This is a genomic window from Saccharicrinis aurantiacus (assembly GCF_001660705.2).
In the GTDB taxonomy this organism is placed as follows: Bacteria; Bacteroidota; Bacteroidia; order Bacteroidales; family Marinilabiliaceae; genus Saccharicrinis; species Saccharicrinis aurantiacus.
Genome location: NZ_LYBV02000027.1, coordinates 207,468 through 229,882 on the forward strand (window position 1 = coordinate 207,468; position 22,415 = coordinate 229,882).

The window sequence follows — 22,415 nt, forward strand, 5'->3', positions numbered from 1 at the left end:
CTCAATGATTTAGTATTCTACCTTATATTCATATCCTGATAAAGAAGTATCTTGTTGGAAACGAATTGAAAAACCATTTTCATGTAGTTCGTTACGATTACTGCCTTTAAATCCAATGGCATAGTTAAATTGCGAAGGAGTTATACTAAAAGAGAAAGATTTAGTTGTACTTTTTTCACATTCCTTCAAAAGTAAGTCTCGCCATATTGCCGTTTGCACCATTTCTTTGAACGATGCGTGCATTGGACCAGCTACTAGGTTTTTTCCTTCAACTAAATCTTCTGAAGGGTGCAAGCCTACCCGCAATACCTTAACACCAGACATTTCAAAAAGAGGTAAAATATCTTTGCACCAATTAACGGCTTCACTTAAGGATAATGGTTTGTATGAGCCCTCATTAAATAAGGTTTCTAAGGCGGTATCTTTTACTATAATTGTTGGATAAATACGTGTTGTATCAGCACCCAAGCTAATAATATCATTTGCAGTTTGTATGCTACGTTCGTTGGTATCTGTAGGTAAACCAATCATCATTTGTAAGCCCAATTCCATACCATAGCTCTTGATGAGTTTAGCGGCGTTTTTTATGGCATCAAAATTATGACCTCGTCCCGACTTTTGTAAAACTTCCTGATTTGTTGATTGTGCTCCTAATTCAATGGCTATTACTCCATATTTGGCCAGTAAATCCATGCGTTCAACATCAATATAGTCAGGTCGGGTAGAGAGGCGAATGCCCTGAATAGAACCATCTTTAATAAACGGTTGGGCCGCTTTTAAGTAGGCTTCTTGCAAATCAATGGGAATACCTGTGAAGCTACCTCCAAAAAAAGCCAACTCAATAGTTCGGCCATCATTCATACTGCTTAAATACATTTTTATGGTATCAGCAATATCTTCGGGTGCAGGTACATCAATTTGGCCAGATATTTTGCGTTGGTTGCAGAATACACATTGATGAGGACAAGCCAATTCAGGAATGAAAATAGGAATATTTGAATGCTTCTTTTTAGCCATTTATTTTATTAAATAATGCACAAAGCTACATGGATAATTTTTCCCGCACAAATAGAAGCATAAAATGTTGCAAAGGAAGATTGATGAAGATTGTTTTACGATAAACAATATCAATTATCACAAGTTTATATAATGGTGTTTGGTTATTAATAAATAAGATATGATTGTAAAACGTGGGATAAGTTTAAAACAGGCCATGGAATGGTCGGGGCATCATGTGATTTGGTTATTACTGTGGTCTTCTTCAGTAGCTTTTTTATATGTATATAACCTAATTGAGTTGAAGTTACCTTGGCTACCTATTTCCATAATTGGTACAGCTGTTGCATTTTATGTAGGTTTTAAAAATAATAGTGCCTACGATAGAATGTGGGAAGCTCGCAAAATATGGGGAGGTATTGTAAATAGTAGTCGTTCGTGGGGAATGTATGTGGATGGTTTTATTACTAATCAATTCACAAATAAGCCATTATCCGATGCCGAAATAAAAAGTGTAAAAAGCAGATTGATATATCGGCATATTGCATGGCTTTATGCACTAAGAAGTCAATTGCTAGTTAGTACGGAATGGGAACATATTAATCAAAATATATTATATCGCCTATCAACGCAGTTAATGCAGAAAAATTATGGGCTTGGTTTGGTGCAGGATGAACTTACAGGTGATGAATTACAACGGCTTTTGCCAAAAGATGAACACGACCATTTATTAAATGCATCTAATACAGCAACTCAAATTATTAATGAGCAATCTAGGGATTTAAGAACCTTGAGGAACGATGGGTTAGTTGACGATTTTAGGCATATGGAATTATCTAAAACACTCTCTGCTTTTTACGATCATCAGGGTAAAGCGGAAAGAATTAAAAAGTTTCCTTTGCCGAGACAATACGCTAACCTTAGCCGCATTTTTATTGGGATATTTATCTTCTTAGTTCCGTTTTCGATGATACCATCATTAATAAATTTAGGAACTTGGGGAGCTGCAATTTCTGTTATGATGACTGCCTTAATCGGATGGGTTTATATGATGATGGAAATAGTTGGGGATTACTCAGAAAATCCTTTTCAGGGGATGCCCAATGATATACCCATGTTATCGCTTTGTAGAACTATAGAGATTGATTTATTGGAGATGCTAGGTGAAACTGATTTACCAGCACCAATAAAAACTAAGAGTGGTGTTTTAATGTAGGGTGCCTAAAGTTTGATTATTGAGCTTTGCTTGTAAGGTCTCTATTAAATAAAGCTTCAGACTTATATGATATTTAAACAAGAAAAGCGATAAACAAATTTTGTTTACCGCTTTTATTTATTCTGCTAATGCAGATTATTTTTTACCTAGCATATTGGCAAATTCAATCCAAAGGTTGTCTTCCTTAGGCGTTTTTGCGGTTATCACTATAGGTTCTTTTTTAACAGGGTGCATAAATTCAACCTTACGTGCATGTAGGTTAATTCCACCACCTTTAAGTGAGCGAGCAGCACCATACTTTAAGTCTCCACGAATAGGACAGCCTATTTTAGCAAGCTGACAACGTATTTGGTGATGACGTCCTGTTTCTAAATCAATTTCTAATAAGTGGTAATTAGCAGAACTTGATGCCAAACGATAATTTAAAATCGCTTCTTTCGACTTCTTTTTTTGTTTGTCGTAGGCGCTAGATCTATTTTTCTCTTCGTTTTTAATCATGTAATGCACCAATCTGCCCGAATCTGATTCGGGTAGCTGTTTCACCACTGCCCAATATGTTTTCTTTATCTCTTTATCCAAAAACATTTTGCTCAAACGCGAGGCTGCTTTACTAGTTTTTGCAAACAGAACAATACCACTCACAGGGCGATCGATTCGGTGTACAATACCCAAATAAACGTCGCCTGGTTTTTTGTATTTCTTTTTAATATATGCTTTAACCTTATCACTTAAGGCTTCATCGCCTGTTTTATCTCCCTGAACTATTTCTGAGTTTCTTTTATTGACGGCAATAATATGGTTGTCTTCGTATAATACTTCTATATCCATTTTTTGAAATTTAATTAATCGCAAACAATGTTGGGTTACAACAATTATTTACCAAATCAATAGCTATGTTTAATATTGCTCGCGTTCGCTAGGGAAATCAACAGCTTTAACGTCTTCTATGTAATTACCAACAGCACCTGAAATTTCGGCAAACAGGTTATGGTATCTACGTAAAAAACGTGGTGAAAATTCGTGAGTTACACCTAACATATCGTGCAATACAAGTACTTGTCCATCTACGCCGCTACCTGCACCAATACCAATAATAGGAATGGTTAATTGTTCTGCTACTTTAGCAGCCAATTCAGCAGGTATTTTTTCTAAAACAATAGCATAGCAACCAGCTTCTTGCAATAAATGTGCATCTTCAATTAACTTTTGCGCTTCCTCTTCTTGCTTGGCTCTAACAGTGTAAGTACCAAATTTATGAATAGATTGAGGAGTTAAACCTAAGTGGCCCATCACAGGTATTCCAGCAGAAATAATTCGTTCTACCGATTCCACAACCTCTCTACCACCTTCAAGTTTAACCGAGTCGGCAGCAGTTTCTTTCATAATACGTATGGCAGAAGTTAGTGCTTCTTTCGAATTACCTTGGTAGGTACCAAAGGGCATATCAACAACAACTAAAGCTCGCTCAACGGCGCGCACTACAGATGCACCATGATAAATCATATGATCTAAAGTAATTGGGAGGGTAGTTTCGTAACCCGCCATTACATTGGATGCTGAATCACCAACAAGTATTACATCAATACCTGCTGAATCAACTATTTTAGCCAATGAAAAATCATAGGCTGTTAACATTGCAATCTTTTCTTTATTATGTTTCATCTCACTTAATACGTGAGTAGTCACCTTTTTTTGGCGACTCATAGCTACTGACATAATCTGTACTTTAAATATTTGAAGCCGCAAAGTTATAAAAATGTATCTATACTAAATCATATCCATTGTAAATGTGCTTTAGTAAAAGTTTTTTTAACTAATTGGGCGACTTTTATTGCTTTCCTATATCTTTGCGCACTCAAAGCTTGGTACATGATTAAAAGATTATTATTTACAATATTTATTTCAGTAGTTGCGATTGTTGGAGCCACTGCCCAACCTCTGCAAGGTGGCGAACATCTGGTTAAATTAGGTTTAGGTGTGGCATCTTTGCCTAAGCATCAGTATACTTCAAAAACGCCATCGTTTACAATGTCGTATGAAAAAAATGTAAGTGAATTGATTGGGGTAGGGCATATTAGCGCAGGTGGTTTAATATCTGTTGCCAGTTCTTATTTAGACTATTGGTCTGATGACAATAAATATACTCAGGGTAATAATTTTACAACTTTTGCTGCAAAGGGTGTGTACCATTTTGATTTGGTAGAAATGACCGATGATGTTAAATGGAATAAGTTTGATGTTTATGCAGGTGCCATACTGGGTTTTACCCTTAAGAGAGGTAAAAACGACCAGAATGAGGATAAGGTAAAGAAAGCCTATTTTGCTAGTGATATTTTTGTAGGAGCACGTTATAACTTCTATGAAAAACTAGGCATTTTTATGGAGTTCGGATACGGAGTTGCCTATTTTAAAACAGGCTTAAGCATTCAGTTTTAGAATTTAAATTTTTTAACCAACTCGTTTAAATTTTGGGCTAATAGGTTTAATTCAGTACTGTTTTTTTGCATAAAATCAGCAGAATTAGCATTGTCTTGAGCTATGCCCGATAAATTATTACTTGCATCACTTGCCTGGTCAATAGCCGTTTTAAGCTTATTACCTACTTGCAATACTTCATGTGCTAGTTTAGCGGATAATTCGATATCGGGTATTAATTTATAAGCTCAAGAAATGTTGATATGGTTATATTAAAAGAAAAACCCTGAGCAAAATGCCCAGGGCTTTAGATATAGGGTTATTTTCTGAAATCAATATTACTCATCCTCTAATTTCCAAGTTCGTACCCAATCAACTTTCATAGTGTTGATGGCATCGTTCTGTAAATCTTCCTTTAAAGCTAATCCGCCTAGCCAATTAAAATCGCCAGTCCATAAATCAAATATAATTTCTAGTTCTCTGGTAAACTCACGTGCTTCGTAAATGGTTCCGTCGTTATGCTCACCCACAACAACGCTACCAGCAGGTTCTCCGTTAAGATAAAACTGTATGTTTTTAGAATCTTTCCACCATACCCCAAAAGTGTGATAATCCTCATTCCATTTAACTCCTTTTTTAGGATTAACATCCGATAAACCACTCTGGTTAAAGTCGCCTTTGTTTCTAATTTCTTTTGGGCTTAAATTAGAGTCAGCATGAAAATACTGTGAGTTCATTTGCATAGGGAAGTCGGGCTGACAGTCACACGAAGGTTTGGAGTTATTTTCAATAATATCAATTTCGTCTCTGTTATCAATATCTCCGTTGTTTAACCAATAGGTATTATAGGCCGAAATATGTGCCGCTTTAATGCTGGCCTCGGTATACATTGGGTAGCTAATTTTTGTTCTAGAATGTATACGTGCTGTCTGAAACCATCGTTCCTCAGGATTACTCTCGTTAAGCGTAGCTTTAATCCAAAGGTTACCATCAGCTACACCAGAGTTTATTGTACCGTTCGACATAAATACCGGAGGATCATAGTTCCAAACAGAACGAAACCACTTGTTGTTATCCCAACCACTTTCAAATTCGTCGGACATGTTATCTTGTTTCACCCATACTTTACCTTCGGGCGTGGTGTTGTTTATTGATACAAATGAAGGAAAATTAGGATCTATATTTTCAAAATCCTCCTCAGTTAATTCTTTCGTTATCGTAATTGTAACTGTAGCCTCATCAAATTTGCCCTCGCTATCGGTAAGTTTGTATGTAAATCTATCTTCTCCTTGATAATCTTGATTTGGAATATATTCAAATATACCATCTTCTATATGGTTGAGAGTTCCGTTATTGGATTCTTCTAGTACAGAATAATCATCACCTGAACTGCCATTACCGCCAATATCATCATTCTCGCTAACATCTATTTGATTTGATGCACCAGCAGTACTGTTCATTTTAACAGTCATTTCGTTGTCTTGTGCTATAGGTATAAACTCATCAACAATTCTAACTACTACTTGGGCATAAGCTTCTTTACCGTAACTATCTGTTAGTCGGTATTTGAATACATCTTCACCAACGTAATCGGTATTAGGAATATACTCAAAAATACCATCGTTAAGATGCGTAGCCGTGCCGTTTTCTGCTTTGGTTAGTAAGCTATAATCATCACCTGAACTTCCGTTACCACCAATGTCATCGTTGGTACTAACATCTACTTGGTTTGCACTTCCTTGGGTACTGTTTTTTAAAACCATTAAGGAGTTATCGTTCGCCTCAGGTTCAAAATTATTAACCTCATTAGTATCGCCGCATGAAGCAAGCATTGCCGTTGCAGCAATAATGCATAACAGTAAATTAATGTTGCTTATAAATCTCTTTCTCATCCTATCCTAATTAAAATCATTATTAAAAAATGTGCGTAATTCTGATGGAATAAAATTAGCAAAGCAAGTTGCAGTGTTGGTAAAGCTTAGCTAGACATAAACTAGTCAAGATAAACTTTTTTTTAAGTTGTGGTTCGTGTTTGAAACGGCTTGTTATCAAATACCGCTTGTTGCTATAAAGACCTTTTTAGGAGATGTATTATAAGGGTGGGGAATTGTATTTTATTGGTGGGTAAAGTAATCTGATTAAGAAATGATTGAAATAGACGAGGAGAGAGGCATAAAGAAAAAGAGGCGATATTTTTCCCAAACTCTTCATTTAAGAAAATGAATCTAAGGTGGCTTATTCACATGATTATCTAGGTAACTCTTAATTTTAAAACACGATCTACGTCGGACTGTAGCATGCCAACAGTATCTAAGAATTGAAAAAATTAGCTTCTGATTTCACTAGGTGTATATCCAAATTGTTGTTTAAAAGTTCGGCTCAAGTGTGAAGTGCTATGAAAACCCAGCTCGTCACTTATCTCAAAAATAGATTTACTAGAATATTTAATTAAGCGGTTAACCTCTTCAAGTCTGTGTTGGTTGTAAAATTTTTTTATGGGCATTCCGAACACAGCTTTAAATGAACGTTGAAGCTTAGAATAGCTCATACCATACTTTTCACTCAATTCCTCAACGTTAGGTAACTTTGAAAAATCTTGCAATAATTCTTCCTTTACTTCGTGCATCTGCGAAAAGTCAATCGGATGAATTTTCTTTGCTACTATAGCACTGTCATCACCTTCAATTAATACAAAAAGGCGAGCTATTATTTCGTAGGCACGTGCATACATAATTGGCTTAACCAAATCTTTATTGTGCATGTGCATAACAGCGCTGCGCACTAGCGATTCTATTTCGGGTGGCAAGCGGTAATAGAAAAACCAATCTTTCTCGTTATTTAAAATATTCATAAGCTTTGAGCCTTGTTTCTCTATGGGAGTCCAGCTATTTATAAACTGCAAAGGCACGCGAATAGACATCCACTGAATGGTTTTATTCTTTGGAAACTTAAGCTGAAAGGGTTTATTAGCGTCGTAAATAAAAATACCCTCTGAGTTTCCCATTTGAGTACTCTCTCCACCAAGCCCACCATGAAACCCGATACGAACCGCAACAATTCGTTCATTTTCCTTGGGCCTATTAATTATCTTAATGGGTTTATTCAAATTATAATCGCCAATGGATACAATACAGTTGTTAGGATACTTGAATAAATTCACATTAATCTTACCCAAATTGTTATTTAAGGTAAAGTGTGTTCCATCCCATTCTCCACCATAAAGCTCAATAAGTTTTTCGAAAAAATCAAAAGGTTGCTGTTCTATGGTATCAAATTCTAAAGCTCCATCTTCACTCATACACGTAGCTTTTTAGTTAACTAATATAGCTTACAATGTAATGCTTTGTGCACTTATACCAAAAATATCGTTAATCGATTGAATATATTTTTTAGTTCTACCATAATTGGTGTTTTTGGTAACTCCAAACTTTAAATACCGTTTTGTGCAATAGCTTGCCCGTTTTGTGCAAATATTAGGCTTTTTATAACAGTCCTTTGGCATAGTAATAGGTAAGGAAGTATTCACATTACTTATTTACAGCGAGTGACAAAAGGAACAATTATGAAAATAATAATTATAACAATAACATTCCTGCTCATTGGTTTGAGCACCTTTTCTCAAAATGTTAAAAGCGATAATACTGAAGAAAACAAAGTAGAGTTAGATGAAAACGGGCGACGCGTATTTGACGATGAGAAAGAACGTAAGGGTGTAAAGTACAACTTTGTTCCTATGCCATCATATGATCCATCTGCAAAATGGGGTATTTCTTTAATTAACATGTTTAATTACTATCCTAGTGAGGGTGATTTGGTTTCACCACCTTCATCATCTGCGCTATTTATGCAAATGACTACCAATAAAAGCTATATGCTTGGTTTAAATAACAAACTCTTTTTAGCCGAAGATAAGTGGCGAATTAGTGCAGGCGGATTTTATGGCAGTATAAATCAAAATATGCTATTGTCTAGTAATCCTGCAGATCCTACAATTGCCCCTTCAATCACTGATGTAACTGCTAATGTTGCTATAGCTAATGTTATGTTTGAACATCAGATATTATCTAACTGGTATTTAGGTGTTGGATATATGTATAATGGCCGAAAAGTATTTGGCCAAAACGAGGAGGCTGATGCCTTACTTAAAGCCAATGGTTTTTCTGAAGATTTTGTGCATACACATGGGATACGTTATAACACATCGTATGATACACGTGATAATATCAATTATCCATACACCGGTATATTGGCTAGCATAAGCATGGATCAGATGATGGGCGATGAAAGTCAAAATATTTTAATGGCCGATTATCGTCAGTATTTCACTTTGCGTGATAATGTAAGCAATGTACTGGCTGTTCATGCTTCAGGTAGATTTGTATCCGAAGATGCATCGCGCAACTTCTGGTCCTCATACGGAAGAGCCGGGAGAACAGTACAACGAGGTTACGAGCAAGGACAATATATGGATATGAACCTGGTAAACTTCGAAATTGAATTCAGAAAAGAAACCCCTTGGCTAAATCACAGATTAGGCTTTGTAGCAGCCATCGGAACAGGTAAAGTTTTTGGTAACGATAACCATGAGAGTGGTGCTTCAATAAGTTTCACCAATGCAGAGTGGTTGCACATGGCAAACGTAGGAATCAGATACCGCTTACTTCCATACGAACGACTCAATTTGAAGTTTGACTATGCTAGAGGAAAATCCGGAGGCGTATTTTATTTCGGAATTACAGAAGCCTTCTAAGCCATAACACACCAATATCTATGCATCATTAATTGAAACACTCAAATTACACAATGATTTAATATGAGTAGAATAGGGTACATAATAGTTCTTTTTCTTCTAATAATATTCGGAATGCCGCTAACAGCGCAACTAAGCAACCAAGGCCGATTATATTACTTTGCACAAACACCTATAGATGGGCTAGGCAAGGTATCTGTTGGTGCTGGTTGGCATACGCAACCAAATGATGCGTGGAATAGAATTGAAATAAGAAGCACGTATTTTCATTCTGTCAATTCATGGTTTCGCGTTGCTCTGGGCCAACGAAGTAATATTGCCATAGAAGAAGGAAGCCTTCTTAATTATGAGTTACGACCGTTCCAGTCAATTTTATTAAACAATCATATAGGTCCGACGGCTGCATTAACGCATCGCCTTATGTTTGAACAGCGCATATTCTTCATACCTGATTTAGAAAACACAATGAACACCCGATTGAGGTACCGCCTAGAATTAAAAAAACACATGCATACAGATAATAAGCTTTACCTAAGGCCAATGAGCGAATTATATTATGGCAGTAACGATGCAACTAAGGAGTTAATGCAATGGAAAACTACACTGGCTACTGGGCACTCCTTAAATCATAACATTACTATTGAGTATCGTTACGAGTATGTGATGCTCAGGCACCTAAATGCACTCAATCATTTTCATGGCTTTAGAGTACAGCTTGTACAGTACTTCTAGCTATATACTTACACAACACATTAACACTAAATAAACAAAACAGATATGAAACATTTTTTATTTCTATTAATGATGGGTTCTGCATGTCTTATCCCAGCAAAGCCAAATGGACAAACGGATAAGGATGCCTTAGCTGCTAAATTACAAAACCCTTTAGCCAACATAAAAGCCTTGCCCATACAACACAACATTGGTACAGGAATACCGGGCGTTGATGGAACAAGTTATACCATGTCTCTACAACCATTGTATACCATGCAATTTAAAAACTTTAATATGGTACATAGAGGTGTTGTTGGCTTAAGTTATTTACCTGGCGATGGTAATAACATCTCATCTACTTTTGGCAATACCGATCTTAATTATTCGTTTTATGTTACTCCTAAAAAAGCTGGAAAAGTAGCATGGGGTATAGGTCCTTCTATTGATCTTCCAGTAGCTTCTGATGCTCGCCTAGGTACCGAAAAATGGAACTTAGGCGGATCGTTTGTAATGGTTTATACCAACAAAAAATGGATAGTTGATATTGTACTACGTCAAACTGCCTCTATTGCAGGTAACAGTGACCGTAATGATGTTAATGCCTTTGTTGGACAAACCTTAATTGCATATGGTTTAGGAAAAGGATGGGTTGTGAATACATACCCTACCATTACGGCTAACTGGAATGCCGATAAAGGTCAGCAATGGACAGTCCCAGTAGGTGGTGGAATTAATAAGTTGGTATTTTTGGGTGGTAAGCTACCCCTCAATTTAGGAGCTCAGTATTACCACAACGCAGTTAGGCCTGATTATTCCGCAAAAGGAGAGTTTAGGCTGGTTACAACATTTGTATTTTCTAAGTAATTATACCAGAAAATTGGCATTTAAATTTTAATGCCTAATCCAGATTTAAAAAGAGAATTTCTTATTGTAGAAAGTGGAGCTTATTAATGATAAATTAATGGCTTCACTTTTTTTATTAAACTGCACTTTTACTTTATATCAGAAGTATTTTGGGGTATTACGTTTTTAGGACTAATACCTTTTATCTTTTTAAACATGGTAGAAAAGTTAGGAATGCTAGAATAACCCAAATCGTAGCCTACCTCCAATACAGAATATTTCCCTGATTTTAGTCTTCGATAAGCTTCATCCATTTTTGCGTGGGTATAGTATTGATATATCGATGTATTAAATAAGGTTTTAAAATCTCTTTTAAGTTTAGATATACTAACACCAAACTTCAGAGCAATCTCATCAACTACAATGGTGTCTTCAATTTTAGTTAATATATGGTTCTTCACATCCAATAACCTTTTGTAGTCTTCCTCATGCAAGCCATTGAGCTGATCTTTTTGCATTAGCTCCTTTAGAGAAAACATAATCTGAGTAAAAAGTTCTAAGCTCTTTGCCATAATCATGGGAATGCGTTCAAACTTCATGGTATCATAAAGCAAAATATCATCAATAATAGGTTCCATGCTAATTGGTAATCCGGTATGGTAGGCAATAGGATCATCCTGAATAAGTATCTTTATTAACTCATCTGCATGGTGCGGCAATAGCTCTTTAAAAACTTCCTTTTTAACTTTTAGTGTGATTGAGTTATAGTAAGAGGCCACCGGGAAATAGGTTACTGTAGGGAACAAGCCATTGTAAATAAAAACTCCATTTAGATTTCCTGCCTCGAGTGATTGCAGCTGATTGTTGTAATTCTGGTTTGCACTACCTCTGTATACTATATAAATATGTATAAGATTAGGGTCGTTATCTGGTTCACGCTCCATAATAAGGGCTTCGTTAAACTTTGCCTTAGCAACCAGTACTTCAAGCCCTGCAAGAATCTGCTGAGAGAACATCTCTATCTGAATCTTATCACCCTTTGACTTATATGTAGTATCGGAGTGCTCTCCTCCTAAAGCATCATACAATCCTTTAAAGTAGTTTTTAGAATTGCCTTCTTTTAACTTAAATGTTCTTACATCTTGCACCCCTATTACTGTTTTAGTGAATGAAGTTGTTTAAGGTTGTAGGGGAATTGCGAGAGTGACAAATTGATTATTAGTGGCAAAGCTCAATTTATTATTGCATAGCCGTAGCTATGGAATAAAAATTAGCTGAAGCCAATGAAATCAAGGTGTTACTCGCAGATTTTCAATACAACTTTAAACAACTTCAATAACAAATATACCTAAATATTGAGTCTCTATTGATATAAGATGAGCTTAATTGATATACGCTTGAACTTTGATGATATGTTTCACACTAGTTGAGACAATACTTTTACATCATCAAATTAAGGTTGAATTTTTAAAAGAAAATAAGATGAAGAATATTTTTAAAATTATGGCGCTGATTGCAGTAATGGCAATTTCGAGCACTCAGCAATCGCAAGCTTGTACAGGTATTAAATTAAAAGGAGAAGATGGAAGTTATGTATACGGAAGAACTCTAGAGTGGGGTGCTTTTGATTTACATTCTCAACTTGTGGTTGTTCCACAGGGAGTAACTTTTACGGCTTTAACACCAGATGGTAAAAATGGTAAGAAGTTTAAATCGAAATACGGATTTGTGGCCATGAGTTTATTTAACGATGACTTTTTAGGAGACGGAATAAATGAAGCTGGATTAGCAGGTGGTGGTTTCTTTCACCCAGGCTATGCAAAATACACTGATTATAAAAAATCAAATGCAGCAAATACCATTTCTCCACAGGAAGTTATGTCTTATATCTTGTCGAGTTTTAAGAATGTTGATGAGGTTAAAAAAGGAATGCAGGAAGTTGATGTTGTAGGTGTAATTGATGAAGAAATGGGCATGGAGTTACCTGGTCATTGGATTCTTTCGGATGCAACTGGAGCTACTGTAGTTATTGAGTTTACCAATGGTGAAATGAAGTTATACGACTCTGAGGTTGGTGTAATTACTAATGCTCCAAACTACGATTGGCATTTAACAAACTTAAGTAACTATATTAACCTAACACCATATCCACATAAGCCTGTTCAAATAGGGAATCAAACCATAAGACCTCATGGCGCAGGTACCGGTTTTCTTGGTTTACCAGGAGATAATACACCAGCATCTCGTTTTGTAAGAGCTGCGGCTTATGCAAACACATCTCGTAATACAAAAGATGCTGAAGAAACGGTTTATGAGTTATTCAGAATATTAGATAATTTTAATCTTCCTTTAGGTCCTGATGGTGGAGAAGGAGCTAGTGCAGATCACTTTGACGATTCACTTCGTTCTACAACTTTGTGGACTACTGCGGCTAACATTAACGATCTTCAGTATAGCTACCATACTCAGCATAACAGAAGGGTAAGAATGATTGACTTGAAGGAAATAGATTTTTCTAAAATTGGTAAAAAGATAATATTCCTTCAGCTCGATAATAAGAAAGAGCAAGATATTGAAAAAGTAAGCTTATAAAGCAAGCATACTGTTTCTCGAAAAGATCTGCTTAAATAGTCCTCTGCAGATCTTTTCAATGAAGTTGTTTAAAGTTGTCTGGAAATTTCGAGAGTGACATATTGGTTTGTCAGCACGACTTTAAACAGTTTCAATACTTCTACCGTCCTATCCAAAATAATTCACTTGAGCTAAACGGATACTCCCTTGAACTAAATTGATACGTTTTAGAATTGCCAAGCCAATACTTTTACACCATAGATTTTTAGTAAAATAAAATATAAGAATGATGAAGAATTTATTTAAATCAATCGCTTTAGTTGCTGTTTTGGCAATTTCAAGTTTTAATCAAACTCAGGCTTGTACTGGTTTAAGGTTAGTAGCAGAAGACGGTGGCGTTATTTTCGGACGTACACTAGAGTGGAGTGCTTTTGACATAAATACACGCGTAGGAGTTGTGCCAAGAGGATATAAATTTACAGGTTTAACACCTGATGGGAAAAAGGGTATGGAATATACTGCAAAGTATGGTTTTGTTGGACTTGATTTTCTAGATCATGATTTATATATAGATGGAATGAATGAAGCAGGACTTACAACTGCCTTCTTTTATCACTTAGGGCATGCAGTATATAATACATACGAACCTGCAAATGCAAGTAATACCATTTCAGCCCAAGAGCTTAACAATTATATGTTGAGCAAATTTGCTACAATTAGTGAAGTAAAAGAGGGATTAAAAGATTTAACTGTGGTTGGTGTAATTGAGGAAAAGTTAGGTTTTGAACTTCCTCTTCACTGGATGATTACTGATAAGTCAGGAGAGTCTATTGTTCTTGAATATAGAGAAGGTGAGCTTAAGATTTTTGAAAACCCACTAGGAATCGTTACTAATGCACCTGAGTACGATTGGCATATGACTAATCTAAGAAACTACATTGGTTTGTCTGAAAATGCACACGCTGCAAAAGTAATCAATGGAGTAACTTTTAAGCCAACAGGAGCAGGTTCAGGTATGTTAGGGTTACCAGGTGACAATACACCAGCATCACGTTTTGTAAGATTAGCTGCTTGGGGGCAAACTGTTCGTCCAACAGAGACTGCAAACGAGACTTCATATGAGTTATTCCGTATTCTTGATAACTTCAATCTACCTTTAGGTCCTGATGGCGGTGAAGGTGCAAGTGGAGAGAATGAAGATGGTCAAATGCGTTCTTCAACGCTTTGGACTTCAGGATGGAACTCAGCAGATATGACATTGACATTTCATACACAACACAACCGTCGTCTTCGTATGATTGATCTTAACAAAATCAACTTTGGAAAAGGGAAAGAGATCAAGCATATAACAGTTGACGAAACAAAAGAAGAAGACATTAAAGAGCTTAAATTATAAGATAAGTTAGTCCCCTCCGAAATTCCTACGGAGGGGAAAATTAAACTTTGTGCAACGCATTATCTCGTACACAACCTCCCGTAAGTATTTCACAGTAATTAATAGCATCAAAGCATACACAACTTTGATGCTTAAGTGGCCTTACTGTGCCTAAAAATCATTGCTCCACAATCACAAGCCCCAAGAGTTCAAATATTGGTATTTAAAATATAAGTTAAGATGCAAAGATTATTTCTTTCAATTATAATTGCTTGCCTTAGTGCACTGAGTTGGGCACAAAATACGCAGGGAGAAAGTTCCACCGTTAAAACTGAAAATAGTACAGCTATTGATTGGGATATGTCTCTTAATTTCAAAACAAAGAATGTTTTTAGAGGGATACTTCCATCACCAGCGCCTGTTTTTGCTGTGGAAGGTAGAGCAAGCTGGAACAATTGGTTATTGGGTGTTTATGGAGGTTCAGGTATTGATGGATACTATCAGGAAACTGATTTTATTGTTGGTTACGAAAAACCACGCTATAGTATCAGAATGGAGTACTACTACAATTATACCCAAGGTATTTCTGATATTCCCACACCAAGTGGATTATTCGATTTTAACAGACAAACTACGCGCGGACTGTTAGATTTTATAATGGAGGTTAATTTGGATAAGGAAGGAAAGTGGAAGTTGCTTTCATCTACCATTTTATTTGGGCGCGATACCGATTTAGAAACCATTATTGTGGATGGAGAAAGTACCACGCGCCGTACCGATCAACGTTACACACAATATTTTCAATTAGACCGCACGTGGAGTTGGGATAACAATAAAATACAAGCGCACATTGGGGGTTCTTTTAGCTGGAATAACCCAAGTGGCGGAATGCTTTATGGTGCTAAACCGGGTATTCATAATGTAGGACTTACTTATGGTAAAAAGCTAAAAATTAACGATCACATCAAACTGCCTGTTAAAATTACAACATATGTTAATCCGATAGCAGAAACTGCACATGTAGTTTTCGCTGTCAATTTGATACAGTTCGGGAAATAGTAAAATCATATAAAAGTGGGTACTTCATCAACAAAGACATTAAATACGAAAGCATTTAATGAAGTTGGTGCGAGTGGCCTCTTTTTAAGATGCTTTTGTTTTACAGAAAGCTTTAGTAAGACCGAGAAGTTGAGAGCTGTGCTCGAAAATCGCTCGGCCGCACTTAAGCTTGAGGTAAATAAGAAAGTAGCTTAAAAAGCAGCCTTGATGTTTTTTCCTTAGTTTTTTTAGTTCACAATAAGTCAAATTTAATTGGTGTTCATGATTTCCGCTTCGCTCCAATTCATCAAGAACATCGGAATAATTAAGAATTGAGTATTCTTAATTATTTCAGGAAAAAGTCAGGTTTGGGCGAAGCGCCAAAAATATAAATCAACAAAAATTACAACAATGAATAAGTTTAGAATAATAGCAGTAGCGGTAGTCGCTTTTTTCAGCATCAACCTACTTCACGCACAAAGCGAGCAAGACGAAATTGCACAGAAATTACAGAATCCTTTGGCTAAAATTATAGCCTTGCCCGTACAATACAATTTTGGTAACGGAGTTCCAGGTTACGAAGGTTCTACTTTTACAGCATCTTTTCAGCCTATTGTGGCTCAAGATTACGGAAACTTCAGTATTGTTCACCGTGGGGTATTTGGGGCATCGTACCTACCACAAACAACAAGTGGAAGTAGTGAAACATACGGTATGACCGATTTAAATTACTCCTTCTTTTTAGCACCCAAAAAGAAACTAGGTAAAGTAGCTTGGGGTGTTGGTCCGTCTATTGATATGCCAACCGCAACAGATGCAATGCTAGGAAGCGGAAAATGGAGTGCCGGTGCAGGTGTGGTAGCTGTATACCAAAATAAAAGATGGACACTTGATATGGTGCTTCGTCAAACTATGTCGTTTGCAGGAGATAACGATAGAGCTGATGTAAACCGTTTTGTTGGACAAACCTTAGTAGCCTACGGATTGGGTAAAGGATGGGTAGTTACCACTTTCCCTACCATTACTGCCAATTGGAATGCAGCTAAAGGGCAACAATGGACAGTTCCTGTTGGTGGTGGAATCAGCAAATTGGTTTTCTTAGGCAAGCTACCTACTCAATTTGGGGTACAATATTACGAGAATGTGGTTCGCCCTGATTATGTGGGTAAAAGCGAACTTCGATTTACAACTACATTCGTATTCTCTAAATAAAACAGCACACAATATATCTCATAACTAATTATAGGGCGAAGGTAAATCAGCAGATATTTACGCCACAATAATATACCAGCTTACCCAGTAATAATGTTTTAAGAACAGCATTACTTTATAGCAATAGAGCCCTCGTTACTTTAATCGTAACGGGGGTTTCTTTTGTCCAAAACCTGCACCATATAAAAACAAATTCTCAGCTATTACACCCTCGTTCGGCAGCAATTGACAAAACTTGCAAATGGGCTTACCTTATGCGGTATGTATTCACTTAATAGTAATATCATGAAAAAGATGTCGTTTATTTTAATTGCTTTTATGTTGCTTTTGCCACTTATAGAAGCTCAGAACACCACCATACACCATTACCGAAAAGTGGCTCCCGATAACATGAAAGAATTTTTACATAGAGCCGAAACCTATTGGAAGGTATTTGCCGAAAAAGAAATAGAAAAAGGAAATCTTTTGTTTTTTGCGGTACTCGTTAAGGTTGGCGGGAATGAGGATATTCAGCACACGCCCAATGTTTTAATAATAACCTCCGTTAAAGATATTGATAACGAAATTAAATGGATGGAGGTAAAGGAATTGTTCCCCGATGTACCTATGGAAGACATTCAGGTGCATTCCTTAAGCACACGGGTTTCGAGTATTTATTTACGAGATTTGGACAACCATATACAAGGAAGTTCAGTTAATCCGGATACCGACTTTAAGTACGCCAAATTTAATTATTTCAACTCCACAGACACCTGGAAACACATTACATTTGAAGCCGAAGTTTGGAAACCGATGCTTAAAAAAGCCATGGACGATGGAAAAGCAACCATGAAGGGCTGGGGGCATTCCCTTATTCTAGCACCTGAAACGCCAACATTTCAGTACGGTAGTGTTTCGTACGATTTGTTTTCTTCAATTAAAGATGCCTATGGCGATTTGTTTACCGATGATGTTGAAATGCCCGAAGGAATTTGGGATGATTATATAGCCAACAACCCCAACCCCAAAGCAACTTACCTGTTTAAAATAATTACCGTTGTTTCGGCCAATTAACCATTACTAAAATACCAGAGCCGTAACTTAAAATTGCGGCTCTTTTTTTATGCCAAATCAAATCTTGCAATACTTCCTAAGTATTATGATGAGGGGCTTCCCCTGCGGGGCGCGCTTTTCGCTATATCTTTTTATCGCCATTGAGGGCTCAAAAAAGGATGCCGCTGCAATCGCTAAGCCGGGCAAGGCATAAACCATACAGCCGCTAGAGCTATCGAAGTATCCAGCTTATAGCTGTAGAAAGTATCCCCACATATCATCTTTTTCATCTAAAAAAATGCTGTATCCCGCGTACGACGGTTCCAACATGGAACGGATATGCTTAAACCTAGTACTGGCTGCTTTAGCTGTGTATTTTAATACCTTTAGTTTAGTATCAATATAAATAGAACATAAGCGCATGAACATAAGTTTAAAATACCTATTTTCGTTGGCCAATAAATGCACTAAACAATAATGTTACAACCTAAATACATATAAAAAATGAAAAAGTTATTATTACTAACTATTATCTTACTCTTAAGTAAATCAACCTTCTCTCAAATGTGTAAGTTAAAGGAGAAGGAAGTTGCAGACATAAAACAATCTATTTTAGTAGTTTCCTTAGAAGAAGAGAAAGCCAAAACCATTAAGAAATTAGAAAAAAACCCAGATGAATTAAAGTATTATAAATCGCAAATTGCAGGTAGAAATAATTCATTGAAAGATGCTGCTTTAAAGTACTGGAACCTTACCGATAGTGTGGTGGTATTACCGGTAAGTGAAGTGGAAGAATTACAAGCCAGCAACAATAAGATTATTGTATTAAAATATGGTGAGTATTTAGAATACACTAAACTATCTAAAAGTTATGGATCTGATGGAAATACAGCAGGATGGAAGCCTGATGGATCATACAATAAGGCCATTAAATATACAGCCTTATCTAATGTTATTTGTAAGTTAAACCTTTCAGGTTTTGGTTCCGAAATAGATATTTATATGCCCAACATACTGCCATCATATTCAGATGCAATATATGGCGTTAAACAGTTGCAATATGTAATCAACTACCATGATACTCACCCTAAGGCATCTTATTCTGATTTTCGTAATTATATAGCAGAAAATAATGTAGGTTTAAAAGGCAAAACGCTTCTACTTGATAAAAAAGATATAAATAAGAGTATAACAGAATCATCTATAAAAGAACTGTATCCTTATCCTGTAAAAATTGTAGATCAGGATTTTATTGATAATGCAATTATCAAAGAATCTGCTGAATATGCCTATGTTCAAGTAGTAAATATTCCAGGAGGTAAAGGGAATGTAAACTTCCACTTATTAAGTAATCCCGCAAATGGCGAGATTTATTGCATGGATATGCCTAAGGTGGCCTTTCAGGTTAAGGGGACTTCTTTTGTTACTTATAATCAACGAATAAAGGAAAAGAACCTAAAAAACTATATAAAGAATATTAAGTAAGTCACTGGTGTCCCATTTGTAATGGGAAACCAGCGAAACCAAATATCAAATAAACCAAACTACATAAATTATCTAATGAATAAACTATTACTAATTATTACACTGCTACATTTAGGCGTATTTATGTATGTCCCGCTTAGCGTAGCACCAAAGTAACAATTTGCACGTTCGGCATAGCGTCTCGCTATGTCGTATTTGGCAAGGCTTCTAGCCTTTGTTTTGTACAAAACTTATATTTTCAGCATTTTTATTTAGTTGGCCAGAGGCCTGATGAAAACATTGAAGCAAGGTTTGTTCGGTAGCAATCGTATAGAAAAAAACTTGTATTTCAGGATTTACTTTATATTTAACCATCGTTATATCAAAAGTAGAGTACCTATTTAAACTAAAAATCAATATTTTATTAAAAAAATTTAAACCTCAAACTAATGAAACAACTTTACATTTTAAGTATGCTAGTTCTTGCAAGTCTTGTTGCCGAGGCACAGTATACAATAGGGCAAACCACAACCGGAATGACTCAAAATATATATGGGCAGGGGTTTAATCCTTCTGTTCAAGGGTATGGGTCAGGAGATATAATTAGCGACGATAAGGTTTCTATGGTAAACCTTAAATTTATGCTTGATGATACACCTCCTGAAGTGCTCTATATTTATGAGACAATGCCGCAAGATGAAGCGAGTTTGATGAATGGCTCTGATGGTAAAATAATAGCTCAAAGTCATAGTTTTAAACAAGAATCATATTGGTATACTGAATATAAATTCGAAGGTTTAACACTATCAAAGGATAAAGAATATTATGCTTTGTTTCAACAAGTAGTTGTGTGTGAAGTTGGAGGTGGAAGTTACAGTGGTGGATCTATTTATCGGGTAGCTACAGATGGTAATTTTAACACAACAGATTATGCTAATGCTAAGTTTTTGGCTTCGTTTGAAGCAGTAAATAATTCAATGGCAGCCATAACTCATTTTAGTGTAGCCTCACAGCTTGGTGCAACAGAAATTGATAGTGATGCAAAAACAATTCATATGTTGGTTGAAGCGGGTAGCGATTTATCGTCAATATCAGTAAGTAACCTACAGTTTACAGAAGGGGCTATGTGCACACCAACTCAGCAAGAGTATGACTTTTCGAGCGGACCTGTAAGTTTAACACTAGCATCTCCTGATAATACAACAAGTGTATGGAAGGTGTCAGTCTCTCTAAGTGAGTCTACTAATTATAAAAATCAGGTTAATACAGAATTATCGATCTCGCCTAATCCAACAAGTGGAGATGTAATTATTGTAAGCACTAATAATACAGGACTTATTGAGGTATATAATATGACTGGTAGCAAAGTGAAAACAATAGTTTTACAGGGAGTTACCACCAAAGCCAACATTAGTGATTTACCTAAAGGCATATATATGTTTATTGAAGATGGTAAAAAAGCCATTAAAATTGTAAAAAAATAGCACAGGCATATCATTATAAGACGCTCTATAATTTAATTTATAGGGCGTTTCTTGTTTTTATAATAGAGGCCAGATGCTTGATGAAAACTAAGCGCGACGCTTGTTTCCCAATAGTTTGTGCTTGCTAAGCTATGCTTCGGGTATAGGTAGGCATTGCTACATGCTTGGTAAGTGATTGCTTGATGCCTGGTAAGCCTTGCTCCGGGATAGGGTAAGGCTTGCTCGAGGTATAGGTAAGCCTTGCTTTGGGCTTGGTGAGCTATGCTCGGGGTATGGGTAGGCTTGCCCGACCTATACTTATTGGCTTCCGTAAAAAACTGCATCGCCCGTTCGTACAGATTATAATGCCTCTTCACCACAAGCATACTCAAGCTTGTTAAACAAATGTATCTTCATTAACTAGCCATAATATTAGCCGGGTATTTTCCTCCTAACAACAATGCTTCCGAAAGAGCAAAACTCATATGCTGTTTTAAGAGCTATAGCAATAGTATTAAAACTACACTGAAAAGTAAGGTTGCCTTTAATTGGCTATTTTATTTTGAACTATCAGATATAGTTACTTATTACAACATTAGTATTAAGTGGTAAACAGATGCACCAAAATGTGTTATTGTTAATGAAGATTAGAGCTTTGTATTGTGTAAAATTTTTGAACGTGAATATATTATAATCATTGCAAATTGATATTTTGTCGATTTCCATGATTTTTAAAGGACTTGTTAGTCCTGTCTGGAGGCATTTAGAGAGTGCTTCTTTAGCTATCCATAATTGCAAATGCACATTATCTGATAGGTAAGTTTTGCCAATGCTTAACTCGTTATATGTAAATTGGTTTTTAGTAATATCTTGAAAGTTATGGTTGTTATCTTCGATGTCAATTGCCATTGGATGTGCTTTGGGAAAAACCAAGGCGTAAACCATACTCTTTGAATGAGATATTGAGCATTCCCAATTTATTAGATCAGGGTGGCATAATATAGGTTGTCCAAATATGCCTTTGTTGATTAAAACATCAGTCATTGAAATATTAAATACCTTTTGAATAATGTATTTTACTGCCCAACGCCCGTGGATGAAATTAGTTTTACTACTTAGTTTAAGTTCTTGATATAATAAGGTTTCCTTGGTATGTAATACTTCTTTTACATTAAGTTTTTCAGAAGATATGTTGAATTGAAAAGAGAAGGCATTATTGTAGTGTTTACCAGAACGGTATAGAGAAAATTGTTTTATCGTTTTATCCATTATTATTACTGGTTTAAAAACAAAGGGGTCAATCAATTGACCCCTTTGACATTGTTT

The 22,415-nt window shown here is 36.1% G+C and carries 20 protein-coding genes; 12 read left to right on the forward strand and 8 right to left on the reverse strand.

What is annotated here, in order from left to right; all coding sequences use genetic code 11:
• Positions 1 to 9: 9 nt before the first annotated feature.
• A complete protein-coding gene (locus A8B35_RS12345) occupies positions 10 to 1,017 on the reverse strand; it encodes an elongator complex protein 3 (protein ID WP_075603075.1) in 1,008 nt (335 codons plus the stop codon).
• 160 nt (positions 1,018 to 1,177) lie between these two features.
• Here A8B35_RS12345 and A8B35_RS12350 point away from each other — a divergent pair, with 160 nt between their 5' ends.
• A complete protein-coding gene (locus A8B35_RS12350; protein WP_075603076.1) occupies positions 1,178 to 2,212 on the forward strand; it encodes a bestrophin family protein in 1,035 nt (344 codons plus the stop codon).
• Positions 2,213 to 2,347: 135 nt separating this feature from the next.
• Here the strand turns inward: A8B35_RS12350 and A8B35_RS12355 are convergent, their stop codons facing one another.
• Both A8B35_RS12355 and panB read right to left on the reverse strand, forming a co-directional pair.
• Complete coding sequence (locus A8B35_RS12355) at positions 2,348 to 3,040, reverse strand: RluA family pseudouridine synthase (protein WP_075603077.1); 693 nt, start codon at positions 3,038 to 3,040, stop codon at positions 2,348 to 2,350.
• A 69-nt stretch (positions 3,041 to 3,109) separates the two neighbouring features.
• Positions 3,110 to 3,928, reverse strand: coding sequence for a 3-methyl-2-oxobutanoate hydroxymethyltransferase (gene panB, locus A8B35_RS12360; RefSeq protein ID WP_075603078.1), 819 nt, complete (start codon positions 3,926 to 3,928; stop codon positions 3,110 to 3,112).
• A gap of 153 nt (positions 3,929 to 4,081) precedes the next feature.
• Here panB and A8B35_RS12365 point away from each other — a divergent pair, with 153 nt between their 5' ends.
• Positions 4,082 to 4,648 (forward strand): porin family protein, encoded by a 567-nt coding sequence (locus tag A8B35_RS12365; protein ID WP_075603079.1) that lies wholly within the window; start codon positions 4,082 to 4,084, stop codon positions 4,646 to 4,648.
• Here the strand turns inward: A8B35_RS12365 and A8B35_RS23335 are convergent.
• The 3 genes from A8B35_RS23335 to A8B35_RS12375 all read right to left on the reverse strand — a co-directional run bounded on the left by A8B35_RS23335 (position 4,645) and on the right by A8B35_RS12375 (position 7,925).
• Positions 4,645 to 4,821, reverse strand: coding sequence for a hypothetical protein (locus A8B35_RS23335; RefSeq protein ID WP_171973203.1), 177 nt, complete (start codon positions 4,819 to 4,821; stop codon positions 4,645 to 4,647). The two genes, A8B35_RS12365 and A8B35_RS23335, sit on opposite strands and share 4 nt — an antisense overlap.
• 144 nt (positions 4,822 to 4,965) lie before the next feature.
• Positions 4,966 to 6,519: an Ig-like domain-containing protein gene (locus A8B35_RS23340; protein ID WP_075603080.1), complete on the reverse strand. Its 1,554-nt coding sequence runs from the start codon at positions 6,517 to 6,519 to the stop codon at positions 4,966 to 4,968.
• Positions 6,520 to 6,953: 434 nt separating this feature from the next.
• Positions 6,954 to 7,925 (reverse strand): helix-turn-helix transcriptional regulator, encoded by a 972-nt coding sequence (locus tag A8B35_RS12375; RefSeq protein WP_075603081.1) that lies wholly within the window; start codon positions 7,923 to 7,925, stop codon positions 6,954 to 6,956.
• 264 nt (positions 7,926 to 8,189) lie between these two features.
• Here A8B35_RS12375 and A8B35_RS12380 point away from each other — a divergent pair, with 264 nt between their 5' ends.
• The 3 genes from A8B35_RS12380 to A8B35_RS12390 all read left to right on the forward strand — a co-directional run bounded on the left by A8B35_RS12380 (position 8,190) and on the right by A8B35_RS12390 (position 10,955).
• Positions 8,190 to 9,377, forward strand: coding sequence for a BamA/TamA family outer membrane protein (locus A8B35_RS12380; RefSeq protein ID WP_075603082.1), 1,188 nt, complete (start codon positions 8,190 to 8,192; stop codon positions 9,375 to 9,377).
• A gap of 63 nt (positions 9,378 to 9,440) precedes the next feature.
• Positions 9,441 to 10,109 carry a porin family protein gene (locus A8B35_RS12385; RefSeq protein WP_083634435.1) on the forward strand — a complete coding sequence of 223 codons (669 nt, stop codon included), beginning with the start codon at positions 9,441 to 9,443 and terminating at the stop codon, positions 10,107 to 10,109.
• Between the two features lie 45 nt (positions 10,110 to 10,154).
• On the forward strand, positions 10,155 to 10,955 hold the full coding sequence (locus A8B35_RS12390) for a hypothetical protein (RefSeq protein WP_075603084.1): 801 nt from the start codon (positions 10,155 to 10,157) through the stop codon (positions 10,953 to 10,955).
• A 128-nt stretch (positions 10,956 to 11,083) separates the two neighbouring features.
• Here the strand turns inward: A8B35_RS12390 and A8B35_RS12395 are convergent, their stop codons facing one another.
• Entirely contained in the window at positions 11,084 to 12,082 is a 999-nt protein-coding gene (locus A8B35_RS12395; protein WP_075603085.1) for a helix-turn-helix domain-containing protein, read from the reverse strand.
• Positions 12,083 to 12,416: 334 nt separating this feature from the next.
• Here A8B35_RS12395 and A8B35_RS12400 point away from each other — a divergent pair, with 334 nt between their 5' ends.
• From A8B35_RS12400 to A8B35_RS12435, 7 genes are all read left to right on the forward strand, one after another.
• Positions 12,417 to 13,526: a linear amide C-N hydrolase gene (locus tag A8B35_RS12400; RefSeq protein WP_075603086.1), complete on the forward strand. Its 1,110-nt coding sequence runs from the start codon at positions 12,417 to 12,419 to the stop codon at positions 13,524 to 13,526.
• Between the two features lie 265 nt (positions 13,527 to 13,791).
• Positions 13,792 to 14,901, forward strand: coding sequence for a linear amide C-N hydrolase (locus tag A8B35_RS12405; RefSeq protein WP_139314883.1), 1,110 nt, complete (start codon positions 13,792 to 13,794; stop codon positions 14,899 to 14,901).
• Positions 14,902 to 15,120: 219 nt separating this feature from the next.
• Complete coding sequence (locus A8B35_RS12410; protein ID WP_075603088.1) at positions 15,121 to 15,939, forward strand: hypothetical protein; 819 nt, start codon at positions 15,121 to 15,123, stop codon at positions 15,937 to 15,939.
• Positions 15,940 to 16,329: 390 nt separating this feature from the next.
• Positions 16,330 to 17,130, forward strand: a complete 801-nt coding sequence (locus tag A8B35_RS12420; RefSeq protein ID WP_083634437.1) for a hypothetical protein — start codon at positions 16,330 to 16,332, stop codon at positions 17,128 to 17,130.
• 285 nt (positions 17,131 to 17,415) lie between these two features.
• Positions 17,416 to 18,183: a hypothetical protein gene (locus A8B35_RS12425; RefSeq protein ID WP_075603090.1), complete on the forward strand. Its 768-nt coding sequence runs from the start codon at positions 17,416 to 17,418 to the stop codon at positions 18,181 to 18,183.
• 483 nt (positions 18,184 to 18,666) lie between these two features.
• Positions 18,667 to 19,647 (forward strand): hypothetical protein, encoded by a 981-nt coding sequence (locus A8B35_RS12430; RefSeq protein ID WP_075603091.1) that lies wholly within the window; start codon positions 18,667 to 18,669, stop codon positions 19,645 to 19,647.
• A 428-nt stretch (positions 19,648 to 20,075) separates the two neighbouring features.
• A complete protein-coding gene (locus A8B35_RS12435) occupies positions 20,076 to 21,110 on the forward strand; it encodes a T9SS type A sorting domain-containing protein (RefSeq protein WP_075603092.1) in 1,035 nt (344 codons plus the stop codon).
• 549 nt (positions 21,111 to 21,659) lie between these two features.
• Here the strand turns inward: A8B35_RS12435 and A8B35_RS12445 are convergent.
• Positions 21,660 to 22,358, reverse strand: a complete 699-nt coding sequence (locus tag A8B35_RS12445; protein WP_075603094.1) for a 4'-phosphopantetheinyl transferase family protein — start codon at positions 22,356 to 22,358, stop codon at positions 21,660 to 21,662.
• Positions 22,359 to 22,415 lie beyond the last annotated feature (57 nt).